The organism is Chryseobacterium sp. MHB01 (assembly GCF_034651565.1).
GTDB classification, from domain to species: domain Bacteria; phylum Bacteroidota; class Bacteroidia; order Flavobacteriales; family Weeksellaceae; genus Chryseobacterium; species Chryseobacterium nepalense.
In genome coordinates, this window is sequence record NZ_JAYEDA010000019.1 from 25257 (window position 1) to 52068 (window position 26812).

Here is a 26812-nt window from a genome sequence, read left to right on the forward strand (position 1 = left end):
TATTATGCACTAAATTCAATGCCGCCAACATACGTCAGAGAGAAAAAATCGTTCTCAACGGAAACGGGCTTCGGAACCTGTCCTTTATTAAGGAAGATGATGGCATTCACTTCAAATTTCAGATTGATCTCATTAAGCCTGTTCACCAATATCGGGAGCCACTGTTCGGCAAAAGAATACGCGGCAAATTTTTCATAGATGGTTTTGTTTCCATCTTCATAGCCGTACTCTACAAAATCATGATCAAGCCACACCACATTCTGTGAAGCGGCAAATTTTGAAATATGGATGTCATCAGATTCTTCAAGGAGATAATAGTTTTCATCTTCTTCCACAAAATCATAAAAATCTTCTTCACTGTTAAAATTTCCTACCCAAAAATCTAATGTATCTGTATGCATTGTTAATTTTCTTGTTTATGGCTTCAAAGTTAGGATTATTTGCAGATGTTTAAAATAGATAGTGAATCATTTCTTTCACCATTAAAGAATCTTTTTCATCAATCTGAGTACAACTGATTGGCATTTCTTTAGGCTGTTTTATTGAATATACATATTTTTCAAACCAGAGTCTTCCCTTTGATCTGATAAATTTCCGGTCCAGAGCAGGTCCGATCTCATAATGATATTCTGAATGACAGTCTAGACAATTGTGTTCATAAAAAACAATCCCCGGCGGAGCATTCTTATTTTTAAATTCTTTTAAATCTATAATTAAAGGCTTTTTGCGTTTGGATTTGTTTAGCTTAAGTGTTTGATAAATACGTAAGAAATCTTCAATATTTCCATTTCTATTAAACATATAAAAACCACCAGCTGAATCTATTGTAGGAATATAAATGGATGCAAAATTACCATATTTTGTTTTTGGAATTTCGATAATAGATTCCGTTCCGTCAATTGTTACTTGTCTGAATAGATTATCCTGCAGAGGGCTTTTGTAAATTTTAGGGTTATACATTCCAAACTCTATATAAATAGTATCACCATCCTTCGATAGGTACGAGAAATAAGAGTCAATACCTTCTGTTTCTGTAAGTTTCCAATCTGAAGGATATGTAAATTCTACTTTTTCTATTTCAAATTTGCGTAAAGATATATTTTCCTGCTTCGTACAGTGAATTAATAAAAGGAGCGTTATTATCGAAAAGAAATTTTTCATATCATAACTAATGTCATACATTATACATTGATTATTTAATTAAACTATCAATTCAACCATAAAATGAAATTCTCTTTCCCGCTTCACTTTCCTTAATCGTCTTTTCCAATCTTGACAATCTGGTTTTTTCCTGTTTCGCCCGCATGATCCAGTGCAGCATTACTTTTTTATAAGAAGGCGCCTGATTGTTGAAAAATGCCCAGGCTTTTTTGTTGTCTTTAAACTGTTTTTCAAAGTCCGGACTCAATGCAGCGGTTTCATTTTCGTGAGAGTATATTCCTGATTTCTCCTCTTTTCTAAGCTGAAAAGCCTTTTCTCCGGCCTCTGTCATGAGACCTACATTTGTAAGTTCTTCCATTTTCCTGATATTAACGGCACTCCAGATGCTTGTCGGTTTTCTCGGTGTAAAACGGATGCTGTAACTTTCTTCATCAACAGATCTCCGCACGCCGTCTATCCATCCGAAACATAAAGCCTGATCTACAGATTCCGGCCAAGTTATGGAAGGTTTCCCGGTTCCGACTTTGTAAAATCCGACCAGCAGTTCTTTTTCTGACTGATGGTTTTGTTCAAGCCATTTTCTGAATTTCTGCGGTGTAGAAAAAAAGGTTGGTTTCATGGTTTCAAACTTTCGTCTAAAATACTTATTTTTCTTTACAAAGGTCTTGAAGGATTTCGGGGGCGGGAGCTTTGCTCCCGCCCCCGAAATCCTCTATCATTTAATTTTTTGTGTATAATACAAAAGACCTCATCGAGGTCTTTGTTTTTTAATCTATTTCTGCTTTCAGGAAAAGATCCTGAATCTGTATTTCATCTTCACAGGTTTTTTTAAAGTCTGTTACAAATTCTTTTAAGCGTTCCGGATTGTTGGAATAGGCACAAAACATGTCGGCTTCCGGATCAAATTTAATTTCATCTGCAAGATCGGGCCTTTTTTCTTCTACAAAAACTTTCGCAAGTGAAGCCCAATCGTATCCATTGCCTTCGAAACCTTCATCTTTGCGCCACTCGAAAATTTCGGGTTTGTAGGTTCCTGCATTTAAACATACTGAAAAAGTCTTTTCTGAGGCTACCCAAAAAAAGGGTTTGATTGCCGTTTCAAAATTGTACGCTTCCATACTTTATTATTTTTAAATGATATTAAAGATAATAAATTTTGAGCATGGATGCTATTTTATAACATTTATTAACTTTTGGGACCATTTTTATCTTCTTCAGAAAAGAAAAAACAGAATAGCTACTCCTACGAGCTGAGCTATTCTGTAACCAATTTTATTTTTACTAAGATGATTGTAGGTATTAGTTACCGCTGCTTGGCCAAAGACCCTCGTATTTAGAATTTCCGTAGTCGATTGTTTCGGCACTAACAATGAAACTGATCAGCATACTGTTTTCGTCTACAGCGTCAAAGTCTACTTCGTGCTGAATGACATATCCGTTCTCCCAGTTTAATGTGATAAGGGTACCTTCTTCGTGGGATTTATTAAATGTAATTTCACCTGTTGTAGGTTTGTATTTTCCGTTCAGTAAACTTTCCAGGATATCTGATTTTTCAGTGGCTTCTACTGTAACTTTAATTAATGCGTTTGATGGGTCTGAAGCTACTCTCCCAGATACGTCCGTTGATCTTGACACACTGTAATTCAGCTTTAATAATTTTTGACCTTCGCCTCCGTTGAATTTTAAAATTCCTCTTGAATTTGTTGCCATGATTTGTAAATTTTAATCGTTAATAATATTTTGTGATTTGGTTGGTTTCGTTGATTTGTTGATTCAAAGATAGATCACATATTTTAATTCCGAAAATTTTGTAATATTAATTTTATTTTTTGTCGTAATTCTACGATTTGATGTAGTAATTCTACTACAAATGAAATAAAAAATTACATAATAATCTATAAATCACATATTTAAAATTTAAATAAAATTAATACTTATAAAATATCATTACACAATAAAGGGAAATATTAAGATTTATTTAAGGTGATTTTAAAATTGTTTTAACATATAAAAATAAAGATCCGGCAGTGATTAGCCTGCCGGATTTTATGATATGTTAATTTATTTTGAGATTTTGAGCTTTCGAATTATCAATATGATTCTTTAAAAGTAAGATCACTTTGATAAATTCTTGTGCTGTCTACAGGAATCTTCTGTTCGTTGACCATGATTTCCATATTGCTGTTGTCCGGCGCTACTTTAATGTTAAGTTTAAAATCTTTTCCTGCTTTCTCCAGCAACTCGTTTGCGTTTTCCCAGTTTAAAAAAACACGGCCTTCATAAGCCTGTCCTTTCCCGGTTTCCCAAAAGAAAGTGATTTCTTTCGGAACAGCCCTTTCTTTCATTGGTGGTTTCATTACCCACGGACGGAGCATAATTTCTCTTTCTCCATTATAATATTCCGATTGTATTTTAAATAAACGAAACCCTTTATTTTCTGAGGTGATATAAGGAGTCCATAAATATCTTTTCTGATAATTTTTCCATTCTTTGGGTGATGCGTCGGGGATAAACATATTTTTTTTGATCTCTTCCCGTGTCTGCGAAATTTTTGAAAACAGCTTATCTGCGTATTTTTTATCGTCTTTTACCACCTCAGCCTGAAATTCACCCAGCTGCACGGAAACATATCCGAATTTAAGCCAGACCACAACCATACCTTTCGGAGCAAATCCAAATACAAGTGTTCCGAATTTATAGTAAGCCATTCCTGCTTGATTATATTTTTCGTAATAATCAGATTCCTGTTTAATATTGATAAACTCTTTCATCGGTTCATCTGAAGAGTCTGATTCATTGTTGGCATAAGCGCGATCAACAAGTTCCGTTACCTTATCTTTCGGGAAATCTGCTTTAAGATGATAAAAAGTGTCTTCATATCTGGAAAAGTACACAATATCTGCTCCAACAGGCGTTCCCGACTGCTCTGTAAAACCTTTCCCCGAATCTCCCCATGTTCCGGATGAGCTTCCGTACGGCAAACCGGCAGGAACTCCTTCCAATGTTATAATCTTGTCTTCCACAGGAGTGACAAGATAATTGTTCCACGGGTGTGAAATCTGTACGTCATATGTTGGCATAGGCATATCATCTTTTTTCTTCATATCCTGACAGTTCATAAGCTGGAGCATTCCCAGAGCAATAATAAGAGTTTTCCATTTATCCATTTAATATATATCTTTTGCGTTCTGCTGCTGTTTTCGGTCCCGAAAATCTAGGTCCCATACCGAATGAATCTTTATTGGCAGACCAATGTAAATACACATTCCTCAGTTTTTTAATATCTATTCCGGAATTCAGGTAAGAATAACTTCCTGCACGGCTTATATATTCACCTGCCGAAGGATGCTTTCCCGCATTATATTCTTTCACATACTGATTCCTCAGATTATTACAGGAAGCGATATATTTTGCAGTGAGCTTGTTGCTGACATCTGCGATAAAACCATCTTTAATCTGATGATCCGCCACCAGGCCTTCATTATATTTTACCTCAAACTGTTTTGAGTAGTAAAACATGTTATGCAGTGATACCTTGTCGTATTCATTCGATACTTTTTTTCTTCTTCCCCAAAGCTTATATTTTATGGACGCTGTTCGCGAGGGAACTATGCTCGATTCAATAGTGATCTCTTGCTGATTGTACCATCCTTCCTCAATCAGTATATTCCTGAATCTTTCACATTCTCTGCTGGAATTTATTTCCTCATGCAGCAAAACATCTTCTTTATCATTATTTACATAACCACCGCCGATATCTGAGTGTACTCCCGGCAAAGTAAGCTGCAATCCCCTGATTCCTGCACTGTCTATATTGGTAAGGCTGAAATTGTCACGATACTCGTCTGATGAGGCGAGCTGCAACACAAATGATGCATTTCTCACTGCATTTAGCCCAAGCTGTTTGGAATCATCATCAATAATGCTGAATCCGAATAATGAAGTACCCTTATGATTAACTCCGAATGAAGCAACGGTGTCATAAAGCCCAACAAAATTAACTCGTACCGTCTTAACCTTAAGTTTCTGCTGAATAAGACAGGCGCCGAAATATCCATATTTAAGCAATGGAAAATCGGGTTCGTTAACAATAACATATTGATTGGGTTTCGGTTCGGCATCCGATTTTTCATAATCTTCGGGCGGATATACAAGGATCTGTTTATCTGAAATCTTCTGTGAATTGACGGCTGTACCGGCAATATGCAAAAAATGACGCGCTGCGGCGGCGCCCCTGCTGAATCCGTAAACATTCACTGTGAGGACATCAATCTTTTTCCCCTGGAATTTTTTCTGAACTGCTTCTGCACCTTTTACGCAGCCTTTTGTCGCCTTGGCTTGTACTCCTCTTGCACTTATTCCCATCCCTGCACCTTTAGCCGGGAACAGCCATAAGGTATCGTTATCAGATTTATTATCTACCGTACCGATTCCTTCAACATAATAGGCAACCTGATTTTGTGCATTCGGATCAATACAATCGTAGCCTCTTGCCACGTTACTGAAGTCATTGGCATAGCTTCCTTTTGGCTTATTCTGTTTTGCGCCGGCCTGTGTATTTGTTTTGTTGTTAAGTGTTCCGTCAAAAAAAAGATTCAACGTTACATCAATGGTATTAACAGGCTTGTCATGAGGATTAATCTTCTGGGCGGGATTGTAGGTTACACCAGTCTGATTTCCTTTCTGTTCCACCGAAACTGCGCTGCTGTGGCTGATGCCTTCTTTAGCGTAGGCTCTGTAATTACCGCCTGTCTGGGTAACTGTTTTGCCTTCTACAAAATATTCGATGCTCATGATTAATAATTTTTAGATTTCTCTCCGCTATTATTCTGAACTTCTTTTTCCGAATGATGTTCTACTTTCCCTTCGCTGCTAACCTGAATACCTTTCATCGAAGTAAGCTTATGTTCTTTCTCTCCGTACACTTCCATGTCTCCTTTTACGTAATGGCTCATTTTCCCAACGACATTCGTCATGAAATCCGCACCGGTAGAAAGATATTTCATGGATCCCACACTTTCGGTATGATTCACCATAATCGTATCAGATTTATTCATTCCGACGTTGGTGGTCATATTCATTCCGACATTGATATTCATATTCTTACAGTTCAGGGTCATCGTTTCCGGAGCCGTGATGGTGATATTGCTTCCCGTTGTATCCAGATGAATTTCATTTCCTGATTTATCGGTGATAACAATGCTTTCATCTTCCGTGAAAACAATTCTGTGCCCGCTTCTGGTCTGAATGGATTTTACCCTGTTGTCCGCACCGCCACCAAGTCCGACACCGCCGTGAAACATTCCTCCCATCACGAAAGGTCTGTCAGGATGACTGTGTACAAAGTTCACCATAACCTGATCTCCAACCTCCGGAATAGCCACATAGCCTCTGTTCTGGGTAATTTTATCTGTTCCTCCTGCATCCGGACTCATCATCCGGATAAAATGGGTAGTATCATTAGCCTGCCAATCGAATCTCACCTGCACTCGTCCTTGCCCTTCCGGATCCGCATTTGAAATTACGGTTGCAATCTGTGGCTCTGCTTTTGGAGTTTTAAATTCAGGTTTGGGTAAAAATCCGGTATCAGAAGCAATCCCTTCAAAGCTTCCGGTATAATGTCCTCTTGTATCCACTTCATGAGAAACTTCCGTAACCATGATTCTTGTAAAATAGGCAGATTCATTGGTATCTATTTTACGCATCTGGACATCAACCACACATCCCGGGTGTAAAAAAGGAACGGTTGTATTTCCTGATAAAGAAAATACATTAACCGCCTGACTTCCGGATGTGCTTTTCTGTGAATACTCCACATCAAGATGTGTTGCTGCTTTAATAGGAGCAACCTGGAGAGCAGGAGTTTTATATATTTTTTCATTATGGGCATACGCTGTTTTAGCTAAATCTCCTACATGCTGAACAGGCGTATCCCCGGATTTCAGCTTTTCATTCTTACTGCTGTTATAGCCGTAAAACTGAGGTTTTGTATGAACTGCTTTCAATTCAACGCGAATGTCATTGGCGCTGCTCCCATATGTTAATTTGATCGGTTTATTCTGAGGCGGCAGCTTGCCGAAATGAAGTACTTCGCCATCATAATAAAACTGTTCGCCGTAAGCTTCAGCCATTCTCGCCAGATAATTGTAATGCGTTTCGTCGTACTGGCTGCTGTAAATAATCTGGGAATAGTCGTTGGTATCAACTCTCACATCAAAACGGCTGGAATCAATTCCCTGTTTGATGACCTCATTCGCAATAATTCCCATATTCACTGGAGACGCTCCTCCAAAACTTTGAACATGCGGTGCGCCGTCCAATAAAATCGTAGGACTGTAACCTGTTAAAACAATATTTCCAAGGCTCATTCTTTCCTGGCTAAAGCCGACACCGGTAATAACTCCCACAAATGTTCTTTCGGGGCTTTTATCAATGTCTTTGTAAGAAATAACGACGGTAAGCCGTTTACCCAGAAATTTATTGGCTTCTTCAAGCGTATGTGTCTGTCGATCGCCGAGTGCGTCATGAGCAAGCGTAAGACTAAACTCATGATGCCTTCTCGTACTTTGTGTAAGTTTAAAATGTTTGTAATATTTAATAACTTTTCCTTCAATAACAAGAGAAAGTTTCACCAGTCTGTTGATCCCTGCATGATGATTCTCCGAAATTCCGTCGGCATTCTGAGATGGCCGGAACGAAGGGCTTTTAAGTATATTTTCAGATTCTGTTTTCATAGTACCTGTGATTTGTAAGGTTAAACATTATCGTGTGTGTTCTTACTGTTTGGTGTGGGGTGTATAAGTTTCTTTTATTGATCTCGAGAGAATTTTAGTTTTCTTTAATAAAAAATCCGGCATGATATCTTTCGGCAGATAAAGAGTTCCTTCTCCTTTATTCTGAAGATCTTCGGAAATCCCGGGATTCCAGGTGAGAAGCCTGTTAACGTCCAGATCCAGTTCATCTGCTATAACATTTAAATTAAATCCGGCATTAATATCTGTCTCTGCCAGCTGCTCATTATTTTTTCTGCTTCCGCCATTCACAAAAAATACCGTATTCATTCTGGAAGAATTATAATTACTCAATACACTTTGTAGTTCGCCGGTAGCGTAGCACGCATTGAGGTATTTTTTTACGTGGTTGATGGTTTCTTCCGGTAAAAATTTATAAAATACATGATATTGTGATGAGTTGGCTGCAGTCATCGCTTTTGCAATATTTCCCTCACCACAATTATATGCAGCAACTACCGTTATCCAGTTGTTGTATTTTTTATATAGGTTGGTAAGAGAAACGACTGCGGTTTTCGTGCTTTTGTAAAGATCATTCCTGTTTTGCTGGGTAAGACCATATTGGTTGGCATGAGAAGTCATAAACTGCCATACGCCTACCGCCCCTGCTCCGGAGGTAATATTCCTGTTGAAATGTGATTCAATTAAAGCAAGATTCCTGAGGTGTTTCGGGAGACCTTTCTGAACAAGAGAATATTCTATAAATTCAACGATTTCCTTATTGGAACTGATAATACTCTTATATTTTCTCACACTGCTCTCAGAGGTATCTGAAGCAGCAAGAAACTGTGCATTCATGATGTTTGAACACAACAGTAGTATTCCTGTGAGGATAATATTTTTGAGATTTGGTTTCATATACTTATTTAACGTAAATAAGGAATTTAACGTATATTTTTTTGTTTAATCTACTTTCCAGGTTAATTTTTCCTCTTCTGTATTCCAGTCTACGTGAATTGTCTGCCCCGCTTTTACTTCTTCCCGAACGATCATTTTAGAAATAGGCCTTGCAAGCTGAGATCTTATAACTCCCGAGATTTGCCTTGCTCCATATTTGCTGCTGAATCCGCCTAATGCAAGATTTTTCACGGCTTCATCTGAAATTTTCAAGGTCATTCCCAATCTTGTTAATGATGCATGAAGTGATTTTAATTGAATATTAAAAATTCGTTCAGCAATCGATTCGGTAATTGGTGCAAAAGGAATAATTTCTGTAATTCTTGCCAGAAACTCCGGTCTGAAACGTCCCGAATTAGACATAATCTGCATTAGAGAAGATGATTCCGGAACTTTGCCTTCTTCAAACTGCTTTACAATTTCTTCACTTCCGATATTTGATGTAAATAATATCAAAGCATTGCTAAAATCCCCTTCTTTTCCAAGCTTATCATGCACTTTTCCTTCATCCATAATTTGTAAGAAGACATCAAATACCGAATGATGCGCTTTTTCAATTTCATCAAATAAAACCACGGTGTAAGGCTGTTGTCTGATTTTATTAACCAACATACCGCCTTCTTCGTAGCCCACATATCCCGGAGGCGCACCGTAAAGAAGCGCTGCAGAATGTTCTTCTTTAAATTCTGACATATCAAAACGAACCATCGCTTTTTCATCATTGAAAAGCAATTCGGCCATGGATTTTGCCAGCTCTGTCTTTCCGGTTCCGGTAGGTCCGAGAAGGAAGAAAGATCCAATCGGTTGTCCCGGTTTATTCAATCCGCTTCGGTTTTCCACAATGGCATCAGAAAGGATTTTCAGTGCATGATCCTGTCCCACAACCCTGTTCATCAGCAACGATTCCATATTCAGAAGCTTTTCTTTTTCCTGTGCCTGAATTTTTCCGATCGGAATATTGGTTTTCGCTGCCATTACTGCTGCAAGCTCAAGACGATCTACTTTTTCTCGTTTCCTGGCGGCGTGCTGCAAGAGTTCCGCATAGGTATCTTCAATGGTTTTCCGGATCTGCTCTACCGGCATTGAGTTGTCTATCTGCGGCTGTTCGCTGAGCGATCCCCATAAAATCGGGCTGATTTTATCCCTCAGCAAATTATAGGTCCAGATCAGCTCATCAGCTTTATCTTTTTCATCGAAATATTCTTCTTTTAGAATTTCATCATAGCTGTTTTTCCAGCTTTCCAGTTCTTTTTCAGAAAGTTCGTCCAACATTTTGATCGCGGCCATTGTCCTGTCTAACAAATCAATAGCAGCATCCGGTAATTTTTTACCTTTAGCATAACGTTTAGCAAGGCGCACACATTCGGGCAGAGCCGTTTTTTCCACTTCTATACCATGATGTTTTTTATAACCTTCGAGAAGAACGTCGATCATTTTAACACAGGTTTTCTCGTCCGGTTCATGTACAGTAAGTACTTCGAACCTTCTGTTAAAAGCCTGCTCAGGTTCTATAATTTTCCTGTATTCTTCCTGTGTCGTCGCCCCGATTACGGTGATTTCACCTCTTGCGAGTTCCGGTTTCAGTAAATTGGCTACATTTCCGATACTGCCTTTAGGATCAAGAAGTGTATGAATTTCATCGATGAAAAGAATGGCTTTCTCTATCTTTTTGCATTCATTGATTACTTTTTTAAGGCGGTCTTCAATTTCGCCTTTGTATGAAGTCCCTGCTAATAAAGCCCCGGTATCGAGTTCAAGCAAAGTTCCATTTTTAAGCATTTCCGGAACATTTCCTTTGATAATTTCGATGGCAAATCCTTCTACCAGTGCGGTTTTTCCTACTCCCGGTTCACCAATGATGATAACATTCGGCTTGCTTCTCCTGCAGAGAATTTCCACCAGCATTCTAAGTTCCTTATCTCTTCCGATGATATTTTCAATTTCTCCTTTTCTGGCCTGCGCTGTGCGGTCGACACAATAATTTTTAATAGAAGGAAATGAATTATCGGAATAATCTGAACCGTTTGAAAACAAAGAAGAGAATTCCTGATTTCCTGAATTTTCATATGGCGTATCTTTCCTGTACAGGTTGAAAATTTCGTGTTCGCGAAGCGGCAGTGATTTCAGCTGCTGCAGTGAAAAAGCCACCTGCGGTTTTACAATTGCTGTCAGAATGCAAATCGGAGTGATCTCATCCAAACCAAGCTTTAAACGAATATCATCAGCTTCTTCTACGATCGTATCTACTGATTCATCTTCTTTTACCTCATCCGGAAGATGAGTTGTCTTGGGATAATCTTCGATTCGTACATCTGCCCATTCATAGAAATATCCGGGATCTTTATCGATGCTTTTCAGAAAATCCGAAATGCCGATGTCTTTATGCATTAATGCCTGAAGAATATGCGGTCCGCCGAACGTTCCGTTATAATTCTCTTTCGCGATAGACTGTGCGATATGAAATAGCTGTTTTACTGTATCATTGGTTACTAGTACTCCCATTGCGATTTTTTTCTCAGATTAATATTTTTTGTGGTGTGGTAATTTTCACCGGTCATATTTTCGCTAAACAGCAGCAAAAATTAATCCATAACCTCCTGAAAATTTTACCTTTCTACTAATATATCAGTTTTTTTTGAGAGTAGAAAACATATGTTTTTTTTGAAACAGCAGCAGTAATAATTTAAATATAATAAACAACTGCTGATAATGGTAAAAAAAGACCGCCTCGTGATGACAGTCTTTCCCTTATGAATATTAAATTACGTCTGGTTTTAGCTTGAAGGCCAAAGTCCTTCATACTTAGAATTTCCGTAATCAATTGTTTCTGCACTGATGATAAAGCTGATCAGCATGCTGTTTTCGTCTACGGCATCAAAATCTACTTCGTGCTGGATTACATATCCGTTTTCCCAGTTTAATGTGATCAATGTGCCTTCTTCGTGGGATTTGTTGAAAGTGATTTCGCCTGTTGTAGGCTTGTATTTTCCGTTGAGTAAACTTTCCAGAATATCTGATTTTTCAGTTGCTTCTACAGTTACTTTGATGATTGCGTTGGAAGGATCTGAAGCTACTCTGCCCGATACATCTGTTGATCTTGACACACTGTAGTTCAGCTTTAACAGTTTTTGACCTTCTCCTCCATTGAATTTAAGAATTCCTCTTGAATTTGCTGCCATGATGGTAAATTTTAATCGTTAATAATATTTTGTGATTCGGTGATTGTGTAACAAAGATAGGAGGGCAAAATTTCTTAGAAAAGTTTTTTCACCACTATCTGATATTTTGTAGTAATACTACGATTTGATGTCGTAATTCTACGACAAATGATTTAACATACATTTAACATATCCCTGTTTATGAGGCTTAGGACAATTCTGACACAGTAAAGAAACTCGAGTTTTTAAACCCAAATTGAAAGACAGTATAATGGAGGTCTATATTTTTAATCAATCCTGTTTTTGTATACAATGTATATTTTCCGGAAAATTCTATGTCACTTTCGGAGTATTGAGGATTCTGAAGTATTACAATTTCATTATCGTATTCCGGATTTTCAATTTTCTGCTGAAGCGTAATGTCCGTATTCTCTTCCCCCACAGACTGCTGAAAAAAAGATTTTCCATTTGCAAACGGATTTCTTAATGATGCAAAATAGTTTTTAATGAAGACATCATTTTTCATTCTTGAATTAAAAATACTCCTGTTCCGAACAGCTCTTTCAAATTCATAGAGATAAATTTCCGCGTATTTATCCGGGAAAAGATCTGACAAACGTTTCATAATTTTTTCAAAATGATCCATCGTCTGCTGGGTAAGCTGTATGCTCACCAGATTTCCTTTGAGATCTGTTTTAATTTCCAGTGGATTAAGTGAGCGGATGGATTCTAAAGCCAGATCTGTCATCATATTTCCCTGTCCGTCTGAAAAATTATTTTTAAAAAGATGAAAAATATGAAAGCCGTTTTCGTTTCGCATCCATCTTAAAGAAACCGTATAGGTAAGAACAGCATGTCGTTTTTCAAGCTCATTTTCATATAGTTCTTTATTAACCACAGCATATATTCTGCTGAAATTTTCCGGACTGAAGGGAATTTCAGGGTTGAGTTTGGGATTTTTAAAGGGAGCATCATTAAGGCTGTTGTATTCTCGTACTTTATTTATGCCGGGAATAATCAGTTTTTTTCCGGGAATGAGTGTATCCTGTATAATATCTTCCCTTGCACAATGGGTATTGTGAAATTCTTTCAGGTATTTCGGATTTTCAAGATGAATTTCTTCAGATATGCTTTCCAGCGTTTCCCCGGAAAGTATAAAATGAACGATCATATATTCTGTTTTTGGCTTACCACAATTTAGTGTAAAATTTTTATTTTACAAATATTTTTTGAGGTGATTGCTGTAATAAGAGTAATGGAAGTGTTATTTCATCCTGTTGAATTCAAGATATTTGTCGCCACACTGCGTAAAATGATCAAATTCATTCATAGAGTTGCCATAGTTCTGGATAATAATCTTATCGCCCTGATAAAGACCGCCGATTTCGCCCATTTCAAGATTGGTTATTTCTCCTGTTTTTTCATCGGTTTCCGCCGATACATTTCCGGCTGCAATGATTTTCTTTTTATCAAATATTTTGAAGGTGGATTGTCCGCCTGAATTTTTAAATTCTATTGAAAATCTTCCGCCGTCACAGTTACTGGCTACGAAAGTTCCATCTACAGTTTTTTTAGACACCGCTATTGTTGCATCGTCCTTATGCTCATCTTCTCCTGCAGAAGAATCTGTCTTTTCCGTTTTCTGATACTGAACCGGCTTTTGATCTTCTTTCATCACCTCGGAAACAACTGAAGAATCTTTAGTGTTCTTTGTGTGCCGGTTCTCATTTTTATTACATGAAACCAAAGAAAACCCAGCAACAAGACATATAACGGAAAAGTTTTTACTGATCATAAAAGTTTTACTTTATGTGATTGATAAATCAAAAATACATATTTTTCTGTATGAAAATATTTTATTTGAATTTGAACGCAAATTTCTTTAATTAATCTTGATCAGCATCATTCTAACAATCTGAATAAAAGCTTTTAATTACAATTATTCGAACATTAGATTATATAAGATTTAAAATCATTAAGTAAAATATCAGGATATTTTGTAATAGGTAACAGTTAATTTATTCTTCAAAGCTTTCCAAAATAAAAAAAGGCCTTACATAATGCAGACCTCTTTTACTTTCTTTAATATAAAAATTATTTAATTTTTTTGTCTAAACATAAATAACTTCCTTCTGTTCTTAAATTCGGCAATGCCTTGGAATATCCTGCAATTTTATCTTTTTTAAATTTCAGCACAAGATCTTTATCTTTCAGTGCAACGTTGATAAAATCTTTCATATCCGTATTTTCTGAATTGGCCCTCGGCTCTTTTACATAAAATTTGTCTACGAGATCTTCACCATCCAGAACTACTACATAATACCATGCTGTACCGATATCTGCCTGCCCTTCAATGATAATAACCTCCATATTTTTATTGGCTGAAGACTGATAAGAATAGATGGTGTAACCCGGTCCTTCGTAATTAATATCTGAAAAGTCTACATCCGTAATCGCAAAATCTTTTTTTGTAAGCATAAAGCTGTTGTCAGTTTTATGGATAAGCCTTGTAGCTCCATGAACGTAACAGTTTTCATAATCATCTTTCCTGAAGGGATCTACAATATCGAAAGAAATTTCGCGATCTGCATTTTCCTGTACTTTTTTGCTGCTTTCCGCAACATTGAGATTAGCAGCCTGAACAACAGATGTTGCTGCTACCTGTTTCTGCTCTGCTGTGGTTTGTCTGTTTTCTTTACAGCTGAACAGGGTAAACCCGAACAGTAAAAGTGATATTTTAAAAAGCGATTTGTACATACATTTTTTCTTTACATTAAGATCTTGCTTCCTTTACAGTCTGTTGCGCCGGCTGATCGATTGCTGTAAGCCTTACAAAATAAGCAGGGTTGTACCGGTTCTGAAGGCCTGTTCCGTTCCCGGTAGCATTCATGGCAACTTCAAAGTGCAAATGCGGATTCGGAACCCCGCTTGCATTCCCGGAATCACCTGAATAACAGATAGTTTCACCAGCCGTTACTTCTCCGCTTGTTTTAACTGCCGATTTTAAATGGGCATAACGAAGATAAAATTTATCAGCATTAATATCAAAACCTGATCCACTTTCTACCTCTGCGGTAAATTCGTGCGTATAATTTCTTTTGGCTTTTCTTAAATCTTCCCCGCTGACTTCCAGAACGAGCACATTTCCATAGCCTGCACTTCCTTCATTCATGTAGCTCACAATGGTTCCGTCCAGACAGGCTTTGCACGGCGTATCTATATCTGCAAAGATGTCAAGCCCCTGATGATTTTTCGGAACAGCCTGTCCGTTCACTATTTTTGTTCTCACCGGTCCGAAAGCTCCGTTTTGCTCTTTATGGGCACCGCTGGAATTATAATACGTCCTTTGCGGATTGTCTATCGGGTCATGCCATGCAGAATCACCTCCTTCAACAGGAGAACATGAATTTACTTTAAATACATTGATTCCTTTGTCGAAATATGATTTGGCATCTCCTAATCCTGCCAATCCCGGATTAACAAGTTTTCTCACCTTCTTCACATTATCCAGCGTAGAAACTTTTACGGTGTCTGCCGTTTTCCAGATTTCGTGTTTTTCCCAGAAAGCAATTGCCGTTAAAACTGCATACTTGGCTTCTTTTACCTTATCAGGATCTGCTTCAAGGTCTGTGTATTCATCAGGAAAAATTTCCTTGATATAGTTGGCTGCACTTCTGTAATTTCCACGGCCTGTAAGCTGTTTTAGTCCTCTACCTCTGAACAGGTAACCGTCGCCACTGGCTTCGTTTCCGTTTCCGTTTCCAAAGCCGTTTTCTGCAGCATACATATAATTCATCAGTCTTTTCTGCGGATTTTCGCTGCAATAGGTTTCCAGAAGGCCTGCGGCGTTGAGGTTGGCTGCTCTTTGCCCGAAAATACTTAAACTTCTTGATTTAGAATAACGGAATTTATCTGTTTCTACCATCCAGTCCGGGTTAATTCCTAATGTTTCAGCACCTACCTGCGCAAAGAAATGAGCTTTTCTGAGACAGGTATTGATATGAATTTCTTTGCCTGAATCAAAAATATATTTGTTCAGATTATCTACCACTTCCTGTCTGAAAGCTTTATGCGCCGGTAAAGCGCCATACAGCTCTTCAATTTGCTCAATGGTAATTTTCTCCGTACATCTCGGGCATTTTTTCCCGATCTCGAAATAGGCTCCGTCTTTTTTCAGAAATTCGCCTTCATGTTTCTGTAAATTTCCTGTGCATTCGGCTTTTAGCCACAAATATTCGGTTACGTTTTTATAAACATCAAAAGTAATTTGCTCGTCTTTATTGTAAACTTCTTTCGTAAGTGCCTGTTCAATAGCCTCACTCTTTGCAAATTTTTTCTGTTCTGCCAGTTCGGCTTTTATTTTGTTAATGATAATTCCTGCAATTTTTTTCTTTTGCTGTGCCGTTGCTGTAGCATTGCCGTTCCCCCCGAATGTATAGCTGTGGGTTCCGTCTTTTATTCCCGTTAATTTTTCCTTCCATTCTTTCAGCGTATCATCGGATTTTGGGCGGAGTTTTATTTTAACTTTAGCAATTCCGTTTTGTGCAACCGCTTTAAGAGTTGTTATTTCGGCACCGTTCTCTTTGGCTTCCAATACGGGAAGACTGGCGTCCTTTTCGATTAATACAGGTTCTTTTTCTTTAATATTTATGCTTACTTCCTTACCGTCAAGAAGCATGGTAGTTGCCACTACATATACTTCTTCTTCCAGCGGTGCATTATTTATTTTTACAAATACAGGACCCAGTTTATGTAAAGCAAAAGAAATAGTTTCCCCTTTCGCATAAGAAGTTTTTGTGAGGGAGTTCTTTATAGTCTCAAATTTCGCGTATTTTTTATCCTTTTTTATGGCAGGGTCTACTTTGCCTTTAATAATCTGCGCAACAGTATCTTTATTGATATTATTGTTGTTTGATGCAAATGTGTAAGTGTAATTGCCATCTGTTTCATCGGTTTCCTTTGTAAATTCTTCCTTTGCAAAATAGGCATCGAGCAGACTTTCAGCTTTGGGTTCCTGTACAACACTTGTCGTTTTTCCTTCCGGTTGTTGAGGAGTTGGCTGCTGTTCCGGCTCTATGGTTCCATTGGTTTGATTGGAGGCGTCAGGTTGGGTTGACTGATCTGCTTCTTCACTTTGTTGTGTTTTTGAAACCGGCTGTTGCTGAGAAGGCTGCGGATTTCCGGAATTTTGATGCGACGAACCCGATTGCTGCGTCTGCTGTGCAGGTTCTTTATATTCCGGATTCTGAACCGCAACATTATTGGTAGCATGTTTTCTGTTGCTGTAATATTCTACGGTAACATAAAATTCAAGTTTCTGTGGATCTGTTTCACCCTGAGCTGCTTTCTGCATTAAAGCTTTTGTTAAAACAAATTCAGCAGCGGCAGTTCCGGTTCTGTCTACAATGGCTTCGCGGCTGTCTACAAAGAGATTTGCGGAATTATGGCCGTTTCCTGCTGCATCATCTTCCCAAAGCGTAAATACCAGTTTTTTCCCCGTAAGATTTACGCAAAGCGCTTTAGCAATAAGTTTGTCGGTATAGCTGAAAACAGTTCCCGGCGTATCATCGGCGTACCGGAGCTCTACTTTGGTAATTTCCGGCGTTCCTGCAGGCTGTGGAGTAATATCGATGGTTGTTGGGCCGCTGCCTTCCGGTTCATGGAGATAAGCTTCCAGACGATAGGTATTTTTTGCCGCAACTTCGCCAAACGTAAAGCTTCCGTCTCCCTTTTTCTTGATATTGGTTGAAGTAAAACTTCCGTTAGCTCTTTTTTTAAAAAGCTCCCAGGTTATTGCGGCAGGATTTCTTTCCCCGGCGGGTGTTGAAGGATACCAGTCTGTAACGATATAGGTGGTTTTTTCCCCAATGGTCGGCGTTGGATTTCCTGAAATTTTTGAAACTCCTTTTTTAGACATAGAAAATGTTTTTGTAAGGATGAATTAATAAGCGTCAATTTCACTTTCCAGGACCGTTTCTTTATAGTCCTGCATATTTACAAGCGGATTAATATGCTGTACCGTTTTATTATCGGCATTCTTTACATTCTTTTTGCTCATCTGCCCTCTCTGGCCATGATCTTTAATGGTGATTTTTCCTCCCACTACACATTGCAGTTCCGATACTTCCGTAACGATTTTTTTATCCATAATCTTTACTTTGCCATAGGTTTTCTGCCATTTTCCGGCCGGAGCATAAGAACAAGGCAGATTTCCACCGGAGCTGGGCTTCAGCTTGCATTTTCCAAAACTTGGACCGGAAGGATTAAACTGGAGATCATCTTCTGTAACGGCCAGAAAATCATTATTACCATCAGAGTCATTCCAGAAATGTTTCTGATGAGAAGTTACTTTATGCTGTGGAAACTGATCACCCTGATTGCACTGGGCTTTACCTTTCTGAATGACGAAATGCTTTCCGTCATGAGGAGATGATTGCTGTGACATAATATTTATGATTTGGGTAGCATCAAAGATAAAAAAATTTACATTAAAAAAATAAAAAAGCAGAATTAAATTCCGCTTTTTAATATTATAAGTTATTAATGTTTAGTATATTCAGGCTGTTCGGTGGGCTGCATGGTCGGCATAAAATATTCATTAAGCCAATAAAAAGTCTGTCCGTTCTGCTGGATCTTCACAGCCGGGTCGTTTCTGTGCGAAAGCATTCTTTCTGCCAGATCTTTATAGTGGCGGAAATAGTTTCGGGCCGTTTCGTTGGTGACAATTTTAGATTTTTTCCAGCCTTTCAGCATGTATTTTGTCATTAACTCTTCCTCGGAATTATCAAAACCTGTACTTACCCCTACAGAATATGACATGGGCTGTTTATAAAGATCGCCTTTATCAAGGAATTTTGATGTAGGATTATACTTTTTTAACAGTTTTATATATTCCCTTACGGCTCTTGCCTGACTGAAATCCGCTCTCTCTGCTCCTGTTTTCTGATATACTTCGGTATAAAATGATTTTAAATTATCATATTCGGCTTCAGAAATAAGAATTCCCTTTTCAAGGCCGGGCTTAAAATCTTTAAGTTCTTTCGGAATATATCCTTTTACCAGGAACGGGTTTCCGTAATTGATAAGCTGTGCTGCAATACCTGCAGGAACGGGATTTGTAAGTCCCGGATAGAGATATTTATATTTCAGATCTACATCTGTTCTTCCTGCGCCAACTGATGAATGAAAATAATCATTTAAAGATTTATCCAACGTTGTATTATCCAAAGTAACCTGAGCAATAAGGCTGTCTACGGATTTTTTCAGATATCCCGGCGTTGCGATGTCTCCTTTTTTAGGAAAGATCACAAATCCCTGAGCCATACTTTGTTTAGGATAATCTAAAGAAAAGAAACCCTCATCTCCTTCTACCAGATTAAAATTATTTTTTGTTAAAACATCATTCTGATTAATAATTTTCTGCTTCTTCAGTTCCGCAATATTTTTGGCTGTATTCGTGACTACATTCTCTGACATTAAAACAAAATCATTGTACGTATCTGATGATCGTGCGCTTGTCTGGAACATGATCAGTCTTGCCTGGGCCTGCGTAAGAGAATTAATCACTCCGTACATGTTTCCGCTTTGCGCGGCTGAGGTTCCTACGGTAACAACAATATTGGTTTCGTCCGGGAAATTTGAAAGAAGATCTCCCGCTGCCATTAATCCTTCATTTACCGGCTGGTATCCGCTGTTGCTGATACAGTTCATTTCATTGCTTTTCTGATCAATGAATGTTGTAATCTTACTGTAATCCGTGTTTAATGGAGACACCGCTACATTATCTCCGCAAGAATTATTTTTATACAAAACCACACCATAACGCACCTGATTAAAATAAGAAGGTTTTTCAAATCTCAACTGTAAATCCTGTAAAAGAGATTTTACAATCGGAGCATATGGCGCGTTCGGAGCACTGATATCAAGGGTAAATACAATATTTATTTTTTTATTTTTCTCGGTGATTTCTCTATATCGGTCGAAATAAATGGGTTCTCCTAATACATTGAATACATAATTTTTGCTGTAATCCAGAATATTCGTAAAATATTTAGTTTTGGAATCCGGAGCCGGCGGTTCATTAAGCGGTAAAGTTACCGGAAAAATATTCTCAAGAGGCGTTCTTTTATTAACATCGGTCAGCAGAACAGCCACTCTGTTTTCCGAATCATTTCCTCCAGGAGATCCTTCATGAATCCCTAAGGTAGTCTCTGTAATTCCGGTTGTATTTTTCATTTTAACGGCAGAGCGCTCACCCCAGCTGGAAATAACGTTTGAACTTACCCATCCGTAGAGACTTTTCCCAATACTGTCGATATCAATACTCGGCTTTTTTCCAACCAGAAATCGCTTATTATTTTCTGCCTGTTTGTAGACATATACCATCTGTCCATTTGGAATTTTCACATTTGCCTGCTCAATAAGGCTTGGCGAACTGAACACCATGATGGAGTCATTTTTATAATATCTTTCAGAGTTTTTGATAACTTCAGTGTTATTGGGTACCACTGCAACCTTTACCGGAAAACCTGTTTTTTCGCTTTTCAGCGAACTGTTCCATAAAAGAAGATCAGATTCCGGAATCCAGCCATAGGTTTTTACTTGTTTGGATGATACTTTTTTCATTAAAGCATCAGGAATATATTCTGCTACTTTTACCATACCATCCCTATGTTTAAGCACCATTAGAGGTTCCAGGAACTTAACTTCTTTGTATGATTTTTCATCATTTTTGTCCAGATATGCCGTGTTTCTGGAGCGGTCTGAAATAGCAATCCACGGAACGGCCTTTTTAGGAAAACCGTTAATTACCGTAGCGTTATCTATCTGCCCGTATTGTGAAGGTTCAGGTGTTCTTTTTGACGGTAGTTTTACCTGACAGGCTGTCAGCAATACCGATAATCCGATATAATATGCTGCTAGAGGAAGTTTATTTTTCATCCTTTTATATATTTTACGATTGGTGTGATGTCCCGGAAGGACGTGGTTATTTGCTTTGGTTAATATCTACTTTCGTAACGCAGTTCTGTGCATCGTCAAAATTTACTTTAACGGTCTGTATGATATTATTTTTATCAAACTGAAGCCCTGCACAATACATATAGAAATTATTGACTTTGCTGTCATTTACCTTTACTACTGTATTTTCATTGTTACACAGGTAGGTTCTCAACAGATAATTATAATGCATGTTGAAACTGTTTCCGTACGCTATCTGCTGAAGATGATATTTAAAATCGTTATCAATTTTAGCATAGCTGTCTTCCACGCTTACTTCTTCTTCTAAGGCATCGTAAGCAGGTAAAATTTTAATCTGGTGAAGCACGGGCTCTACTGTTTCATCCGTGATCAGGCTCACCACATAATTGCCCGGTTTTTGATAAGAATAGATCGCCAATTTATCTTTAGAATCAATTCTTCCGGTTTCTCCGAATTTCCAAGTAAATTGTTTTCCGTCTGAAATAGCACGAAACTGCACATTTTCAAACTGCATGGCCTGCGACGGTGCATCAATGAGCGTTACCGTTTTTACACTGTCTTTTTTAGGTACTGTCCTTGCAGAGACGATGATGGGAAAAGATTTGGAATATTTATTATCGACAATCAAGGTCACCTGATAATACCCCGGTTTGTTGTAAAAGTGGATCCCTTTATTTTTATCGCTGGTGGTTCCATCTCCGAAATTCCATATTTTGTTTTTGGCAAACTGTGTTTTGTCTTCGAATGAAAGTGTATCTCCTACTTTTAAGGTAGACGGGTATACAACCCCTACAATATCGTCTGAGGAGTGTATCACTTTCTTCTGCAGCCATAATGCAACCAGCGCAGCTATTAACAATGTTGCTATAACACCGATAATAATGTTTTTCTTGTTTTTCTGAAAGTAATTCATAGTTAATGATTGTGATGTGTATGTGCTTTAGTGTAATTTTGGATGTGTGGGTTTACTGGGATCTCGACTGTAAAGCGGTCTCACGTTGGAAGAGCTGGCTTTTCTTTTCTTTAAACCCGATAGAGCATTCATCAAACTGCTTTTCAAAGTTTTTGATATTTTCCGTTTTACTGGAAATTATTTTTTTATCGTTGAAATACATTTTGTAAAATTTTGCGATCTGCGGATATGCTTCTTTTCTGATATCGTTAATATTGTCTCCGTTCTGATAATATCCGGCCACATCGTTGATTCCGTACATGATATTATTTTCCACAAAAGGCTGTGGAGCTTCGTCCGTAAGTTTATTGATCATAGAAAAGGTACTGTCCATCACTTTGAAAGATGACTTCTGCTTCTGATCGAATTTGGCCTTTTCTTCAAGCATCTGTATGGAAACTATATCGTTATCCGAAAACGGAGACTGAAAAGCCCGTAAGAAAATGATTCCCATAAAAATAAGCGCTGCAAAAAGCATTAAGATTAAATATAAAAACTGATAATGCCTTTCTTTTTTTGATAATGTGATTTGTCCTTGCATAGTTTTCGTTTTTATCTTCTTCTTCTCATTCCTGAAAATTTTCTGGTAGGGTCTACTTTCAGTTCACTGTTGATTATTCCGATCTTTCCTTTACATTCGTTGAGATTCCTTAAAGCCACCTGTTCTTTGTAGGAAACATCAATGATCTGTTTTTTTAAGGCCAGCATAGGTTCGATCTGCTTCATAAGAATGGAATAATGCTTAAAATTATCAGCACTGTCCTTATCCATTGCATTTCTTGCATTTCTCACATCTTCCATGATTGCGTTTCTGAGGAAAATATCATTTTGTACCCGGTTAATATCCAGTTGATCCATCCGGTAAAATATACTGTCTACATGATCTTTCAGAAGATTGCTTCTGGTAAGAAGATAGCGGTAGTCGTCCGCTTCTTTTTTGACACCCTGCCTTTGGATGTCATAACTTTTAAAAAAGAAAAATATGCAGGTGAAGGATACACCTGATAGAACGATAAACGATAGAATAAATTTCCAAATGCCTATCCTGACGTCTGCTTTGTTTAATTTTTGCTCCCGGTTCGAAGACATATGTTTGTGATTTGTTTGGTTTCGTGAAATTATAAAAAAATAATTTATTCACAAAATTTACTAATTTTAATGAAATAATAATTTAATTTCAATTAAATTAAGTTTAATTTTAACTTTCAGCTAATTTTCATAATTTAGTGATCTGATTATATCATCATTCACCAAATCGATATTAACGTGAGCAAATTATTGACCAAAACTGTGCGGTTTTCCATAGCAGACAGTGATTTTTATTTTAAAAAGATCCTGATTAAAATGCTTGCCGAAAATCCGTTCTATATACTTCTTAATGACTGCAACAATGGCCATGAATTGATCAGCAGGAATTACAGAAGGCAGGAAGACGTATTTATTGTAGAGCTTTTTATGCCGGTATTAAGCGGTCTTGAAGCGATAAAATATATCCGCAAAAGCAATACAGAAACACCTATCATCACTTATTCCGGAACGTACCAGGAAGATATGGCCGAGATTCTTTCTAAAATTCCCAATGTATATTACTGTCAGAAAAAAAGCAATGTCATTAAAGATATTATCAAGGGGAAGATAGCAGGCGACACCTTTGATTACGAAATATATAGCCAACAATGGGAACAGCAGCCGTTGGCCGTAATGGAATATATGGAACGACAGAAAAAAAGCCAGGAAGAACTCTCACCAACGGAAATCCAGCTTATGAAATTCTGCTATGAAGGCTTCAGTAATAAAGAAATTGCTGAAAAGCTGAACCTCAGTACCAGAACAATTGATACTTACATCAACCGCCTTACAGAAAAACTGGGACTGAAGACAAAACTTCACCTTATCCGCTTCTGTGTGGAGAACGGATACTATAATTCCAGTATGTAATGGTGATTTATAAGTGTATTCATAATAAGTAAACAGTCAGTTTTCAATCGCTTACCGAAAAATATTTTGCCACTAATTTGCTAATATTCAATTTTTTTAACTAAATTTGCACACCTAAAATTTAAAATTAAAATAAGGAAATGACAAAGGCAGAATTGGTAAACACCATCTCAAATAAGTTGGGAACCGAAAAGAATGAAACACAGAAAGTTGTAGAAGCTTTTATGCAAGAAATCAGAACTTCTATGTATAATGGAGATAATGTTTATTTGAGAGGTTTTGGATCTTTTATCATTAAAACAAGAGCAGCTAAAACGGGAAGAAACATCTCCAAGAATACTGCGATTGAAATCCCTGCACATAACATTCCTGCTTTCAAGCCATCAAAATCTTTTGTGGAGAAAGTAAAAACGAAAGTTACCGTAAAATAAAGAATTAACTGAATATTAACTAGTTACTAAAAAATTATAATTATGCCAAGCGGAAAGAAAAGAAAAAGACACAAGGTTGCAACTCACAAAAGAAAAAAGAGAAGAAGAGCAAACAGACATAAGAAAAAATAATCTCATTTCCTGAGATTTAAAATATATAATATAGTTGGTGATTTTAAATTTTTAAAGGTTCACCGACTATATTTTGTTTTTGCAACTATTAAGATGCCGATAAAACAGGAATAGATATTTTATTAAAAAAAATAACGATCATTCAATACTAATTCTTAATTTAAGGATAAATTTATATGATGAAATATACGCCTGTTTTCTACCTTCTTAACAATTTTTATTTTACAATAAAATGAAGAAAGAACTAATCGTTTCGCATGAAGATGATCTAACGAAGATTGCACTGCTGGAAGACGGAAGACTATGTGAACTTCATGAGCAAGAGGACAAAAGTGACTTTATAGTTGGAGATTTGTTTATCGGGAAAGTAAAAAAGCTGGCTCCCAACCTGAACGCTGCCTTTGTAAATATCGGCTATGAAAAGGATGCTTTTCTTCATTACCAGGATTTGGGCCCGCAATATCTTACTTACAGAAAATTTCTAAGGGATACCGTTTCCAAAAAACAAAGCACATCGAGCTTAAAAAATTTCGAGATACAACCCGAAATAGATAAAAACGGAACCGTAGACAAAGTCATAGCCAAAGATGACGTTGTTTTGCTTCAGATTACCAAAGAGCCCATTTCTACAAAGGGACCGAGAATATCCACCCAGATTTCGCTTACAGGCCGCTTTCTGGTACTTATTCCTTTCGATAATAAAGTATCTATTTCAAAAAAAGTTAAAAGCTCTGAAGAAAAAGAAAGGCTGAGAACCCTTATCGAAAGTATTAAACCTGAAGGATTTGGGGTAATCATCAGAACCGTTGCCGAAGGGAAAAAAGTTGCTGATCTGCATAATGATATGAATCAGCTGATCCAGAAATGGGAAACTGCTTTTAAAAATATCCAGAAAAACAAAGTTCCGTCAAGAGTCCTGAGCGAAGATGATAAAGCTTCAGCAATATTAAGAGACAATTTTAACCAAGATTTTGTAAGCATCACCTGTGATGACGAACAAATGGTGGGTGAAATGAAAAACTATCTCGAAGTTATAGCTCCTGAAAGAAAAAACATTGTCCATTTCTATGATTCTCATATTCCTCTTCTGGAATATTACAACGTAGAAAAACAGCTCAAGCAAAGTTTTGGAAAACACGTTAACATTCCAAGCTCAAAAGGTGCCTATCTCGTCATAGAACACACAGAAGCGCTTCATGTGGTTGATGTAAACTCCGGAAACAACATTACCACCGGAACAGCCGTCAACAAAGAACATGCGCTGAAAGTCAACAAAATGGCTGCCACCGAAATTGCACGGCAGCTCCGTCTTCGTGATATGGGAGGAATTATCGTAATCGATTTCATCGACATGACAAACCCTGAACACAGAAGAGATCTTTATGAACATCTCAAGGAAGAAATGAAGCGTGATAAAGCACGACACAAAATACTTCCACCAAGCAAATTCGGACTGATCCAGATTACCCGACAAAGAAACCGTCCGGAAAAACAGATCGAGACCAAAGAAGAAAACCCCAATAAAGACGGAGAAATCGTTGCTCCGATCGTTATTGTTGAACGAATGGGCGAAACCCTCAGAACCATAATGCAAAAGGAAAAAGGCAAGCTCTATCTGCATGTACACCCTTTCGTTGAAGCATATCTTACTAAAGGCTTCAACAGCATTCAAATGAAATGGTTTATGAAATACAAAAAGTGGGTAATCGTCGTTCCAAGAGACTCTTTTAAATATTTAGAATACAGGATTTACAATTCAAAAAAAGAAGAATTGATAGGATATTCTAATTAACAAAACTACATTCTCCGGCCTTATGCCGGAGTTTTTTATTTGCATTAAGGTATCAATTATAAGTCCATAAAAACTTCAAAATATAAGCCTCTAATACATAAATAAACACTTTCTAATGATCAGGCGTACATTGACGGTAAAACAAAATATTTTCAGGAGCTTTCTCTCGCTATCCGCTCTTACTCCTCGCTCCAGAGCTTTCCGGGGCTTAAAGCCCTTCCTTCCATCCCGGCTGTGGGGTAGCCGCTGCTATCGAGGCTAGGACAGTTGCCTGTCTTTATATGAGTAATGAGTAATGAGCAATTGGTAATGAGTAATGAGTAATGAGTAATGAGTAATGAGTAATGAGTAATGAGTAATGAGTAATGAGTAATGAGTAATGAGTAATGAGTAATGAGTAATAAGAGCATGGATAAAATTCATGATTGGTATTTTAAGTACGGCTTAAACTTGATACCTGAATCTTAACTTAAACCTTAACAAGTCCTAAACTTTAAACTTTAAATTCTAAACGCTGAACATTAAACCCTGAACACATCTTACATCTCACTTCTTACATCTTACTTCTTACTGTCCACTTC

23 protein-coding genes are annotated in these 26812 nt (G+C 37.5%); 3 read left to right on the forward strand and 20 right to left on the reverse strand.

Annotated features, from left to right (window positions below):
* Positions 1 to 2: 2 nt before the first annotated feature.
* From U9K52_RS19725 to tssO, 20 genes are all read right to left on the reverse strand, one after another.
* Positions 3 to 401, reverse strand: a complete 399-nt coding sequence (locus U9K52_RS19725) for an immunity 22 family protein (RefSeq protein WP_248394479.1) — start codon at positions 399 to 401, stop codon at positions 3 to 5.
* A gap of 49 nt (positions 402 to 450) precedes the next feature.
* Positions 451 to 1161: a hypothetical protein gene (locus U9K52_RS19730; protein WP_322927845.1), complete on the reverse strand. Its 711-nt coding sequence runs from the start codon at positions 1159 to 1161 to the stop codon at positions 451 to 453.
* 52 nt (positions 1162 to 1213) lie between these two features.
* Positions 1214 to 1780 carry a YdeI/OmpD-associated family protein gene (locus U9K52_RS19735; RefSeq protein WP_322927846.1) on the reverse strand — a complete coding sequence of 189 codons (567 nt, stop codon included), beginning with the start codon at positions 1778 to 1780 and terminating at the stop codon, positions 1214 to 1216.
* Between the two features lie 148 nt (positions 1781 to 1928).
* A complete protein-coding gene (locus tag U9K52_RS19740; RefSeq protein WP_169232548.1) occupies positions 1929 to 2279 on the reverse strand; it encodes an immunity 51 family protein in 351 nt (116 codons plus the stop codon).
* Positions 2280 to 2460: 181 nt separating this feature from the next.
* A complete protein-coding gene (tssD, locus tag U9K52_RS19745) occupies positions 2461 to 2871 on the reverse strand; it encodes a type VI secretion system tube protein TssD (RefSeq protein ID WP_248394481.1) in 411 nt (136 codons plus the stop codon).
* A gap of 380 nt (positions 2872 to 3251) precedes the next feature.
* Entirely contained in the window at positions 3252 to 4328 is a 1077-nt protein-coding gene (locus U9K52_RS19750; RefSeq protein WP_322927847.1) for a DUF2931 family protein, read from the reverse strand.
* Positions 4321 to 5955: a DUF2235 domain-containing protein gene (locus tag U9K52_RS19755; RefSeq protein WP_322927848.1), complete on the reverse strand. Its 1635-nt coding sequence runs from the start codon at positions 5953 to 5955 to the stop codon at positions 4321 to 4323. Before U9K52_RS19755 ends, U9K52_RS19750 begins: the two co-directional genes overlap by 8 nt.
* 2 nt (positions 5956 to 5957) lie before the next feature.
* Positions 5958 to 7895: a type VI secretion system Vgr family protein gene (locus U9K52_RS19760; protein WP_248394487.1), complete on the reverse strand. Its 1938-nt coding sequence runs from the start codon at positions 7893 to 7895 to the stop codon at positions 5958 to 5960.
* A gap of 42 nt (positions 7896 to 7937) precedes the next feature.
* The gene (locus U9K52_RS19765; RefSeq protein ID WP_322927849.1) at positions 7938 to 8810 is read right to left on the reverse strand and encodes a lytic transglycosylase domain-containing protein; all 873 of its coding nucleotides are present in this window, start codon (positions 8808 to 8810) and stop codon (positions 7938 to 7940) included.
* Between the two features lie 45 nt (positions 8811 to 8855).
* Positions 8856 to 11351, reverse strand: a complete 2496-nt coding sequence (locus U9K52_RS19770) for an ATP-dependent Clp protease ATP-binding subunit (protein ID WP_322927850.1) — start codon at positions 11349 to 11351, stop codon at positions 8856 to 8858.
* A gap of 272 nt (positions 11352 to 11623) precedes the next feature.
* Positions 11624 to 12028 (reverse strand): type VI secretion system tube protein TssD, encoded by a 405-nt coding sequence (tssD, locus tag U9K52_RS19775; protein ID WP_029296853.1) that lies wholly within the window; start codon positions 12026 to 12028, stop codon positions 11624 to 11626.
* A gap of 187 nt (positions 12029 to 12215) precedes the next feature.
* The gene (locus U9K52_RS19780; RefSeq protein ID WP_322927851.1) at positions 12216 to 13178 is read right to left on the reverse strand and encodes a hypothetical protein; all 963 of its coding nucleotides are present in this window, start codon (positions 13176 to 13178) and stop codon (positions 12216 to 12218) included.
* A 93-nt stretch (positions 13179 to 13271) separates the two neighbouring features.
* Positions 13272 to 13802: a hypothetical protein gene (locus tag U9K52_RS19785; protein ID WP_322927852.1), complete on the reverse strand. Its 531-nt coding sequence runs from the start codon at positions 13800 to 13802 to the stop codon at positions 13272 to 13274.
* 299 nt (positions 13803 to 14101) lie between these two features.
* Entirely contained in the window at positions 14102 to 14764 is a 663-nt protein-coding gene (locus U9K52_RS19790; RefSeq protein ID WP_322927853.1) for a hypothetical protein, read from the reverse strand.
* Positions 14765 to 14780: 16 nt separating this feature from the next.
* Positions 14781 to 17924, reverse strand: a complete 3144-nt coding sequence (locus U9K52_RS19795) for a peptidoglycan DD-metalloendopeptidase family protein (protein WP_322927854.1) — start codon at positions 17922 to 17924, stop codon at positions 14781 to 14783.
* Positions 17925 to 17948: 24 nt separating this feature from the next.
* The gene (locus U9K52_RS19800) at positions 17949 to 18452 is read right to left on the reverse strand and encodes a DUF4280 domain-containing protein (protein WP_248394494.1); all 504 of its coding nucleotides are present in this window, start codon (positions 18450 to 18452) and stop codon (positions 17949 to 17951) included.
* A gap of 95 nt (positions 18453 to 18547) precedes the next feature.
* The gene (gene tssR, locus U9K52_RS19805) at positions 18548 to 20947 is read right to left on the reverse strand and encodes a type VI secretion system protein TssR domain-containing protein (protein WP_322927855.1); all 2400 of its coding nucleotides are present in this window, start codon (positions 20945 to 20947) and stop codon (positions 18548 to 18550) included.
* A gap of 46 nt (positions 20948 to 20993) precedes the next feature.
* A complete protein-coding gene (locus U9K52_RS19810; RefSeq protein ID WP_248394498.1) occupies positions 20994 to 21899 on the reverse strand; it encodes a PKD domain-containing protein in 906 nt (301 codons plus the stop codon).
* Between the two features lie 52 nt (positions 21900 to 21951).
* On the reverse strand, positions 21952 to 22479 hold the full coding sequence (locus U9K52_RS19815; RefSeq protein WP_248394500.1) for a type VI secretion system transmembrane protein TssO: 528 nt from the start codon (positions 22477 to 22479) through the stop codon (positions 21952 to 21954).
* An 11-nt stretch (positions 22480 to 22490) separates the two neighbouring features.
* A complete protein-coding gene (gene tssO, locus U9K52_RS19820; RefSeq protein WP_248394501.1) occupies positions 22491 to 23027 on the reverse strand; it encodes a type VI secretion system TssO in 537 nt (178 codons plus the stop codon).
* Between the two features lie 177 nt (positions 23028 to 23204).
* Between tssO and U9K52_RS19825 the strand changes: the two genes are divergently transcribed.
* The 3 genes from U9K52_RS19825 (at position 23205) to U9K52_RS19835 (ending at position 26231) form a co-directional block, all read left to right on the forward strand.
* A complete protein-coding gene (locus tag U9K52_RS19825) occupies positions 23205 to 23876 on the forward strand; it encodes a response regulator transcription factor (protein ID WP_248394502.1) in 672 nt (223 codons plus the stop codon).
* A 140-nt stretch (positions 23877 to 24016) separates the two neighbouring features.
* A complete protein-coding gene (locus U9K52_RS19830; RefSeq protein ID WP_027388329.1) occupies positions 24017 to 24307 on the forward strand; it encodes an HU family DNA-binding protein in 291 nt (96 codons plus the stop codon).
* A 364-nt stretch (positions 24308 to 24671) separates the two neighbouring features.
* On the forward strand, positions 24672 to 26231 hold the full coding sequence (locus U9K52_RS19835; protein ID WP_248394503.1) for a ribonuclease E/G: 1560 nt from the start codon (positions 24672 to 24674) through the stop codon (positions 26229 to 26231).
* The last annotated feature ends 581 nt before the right edge of the window (positions 26232 to 26812 follow it).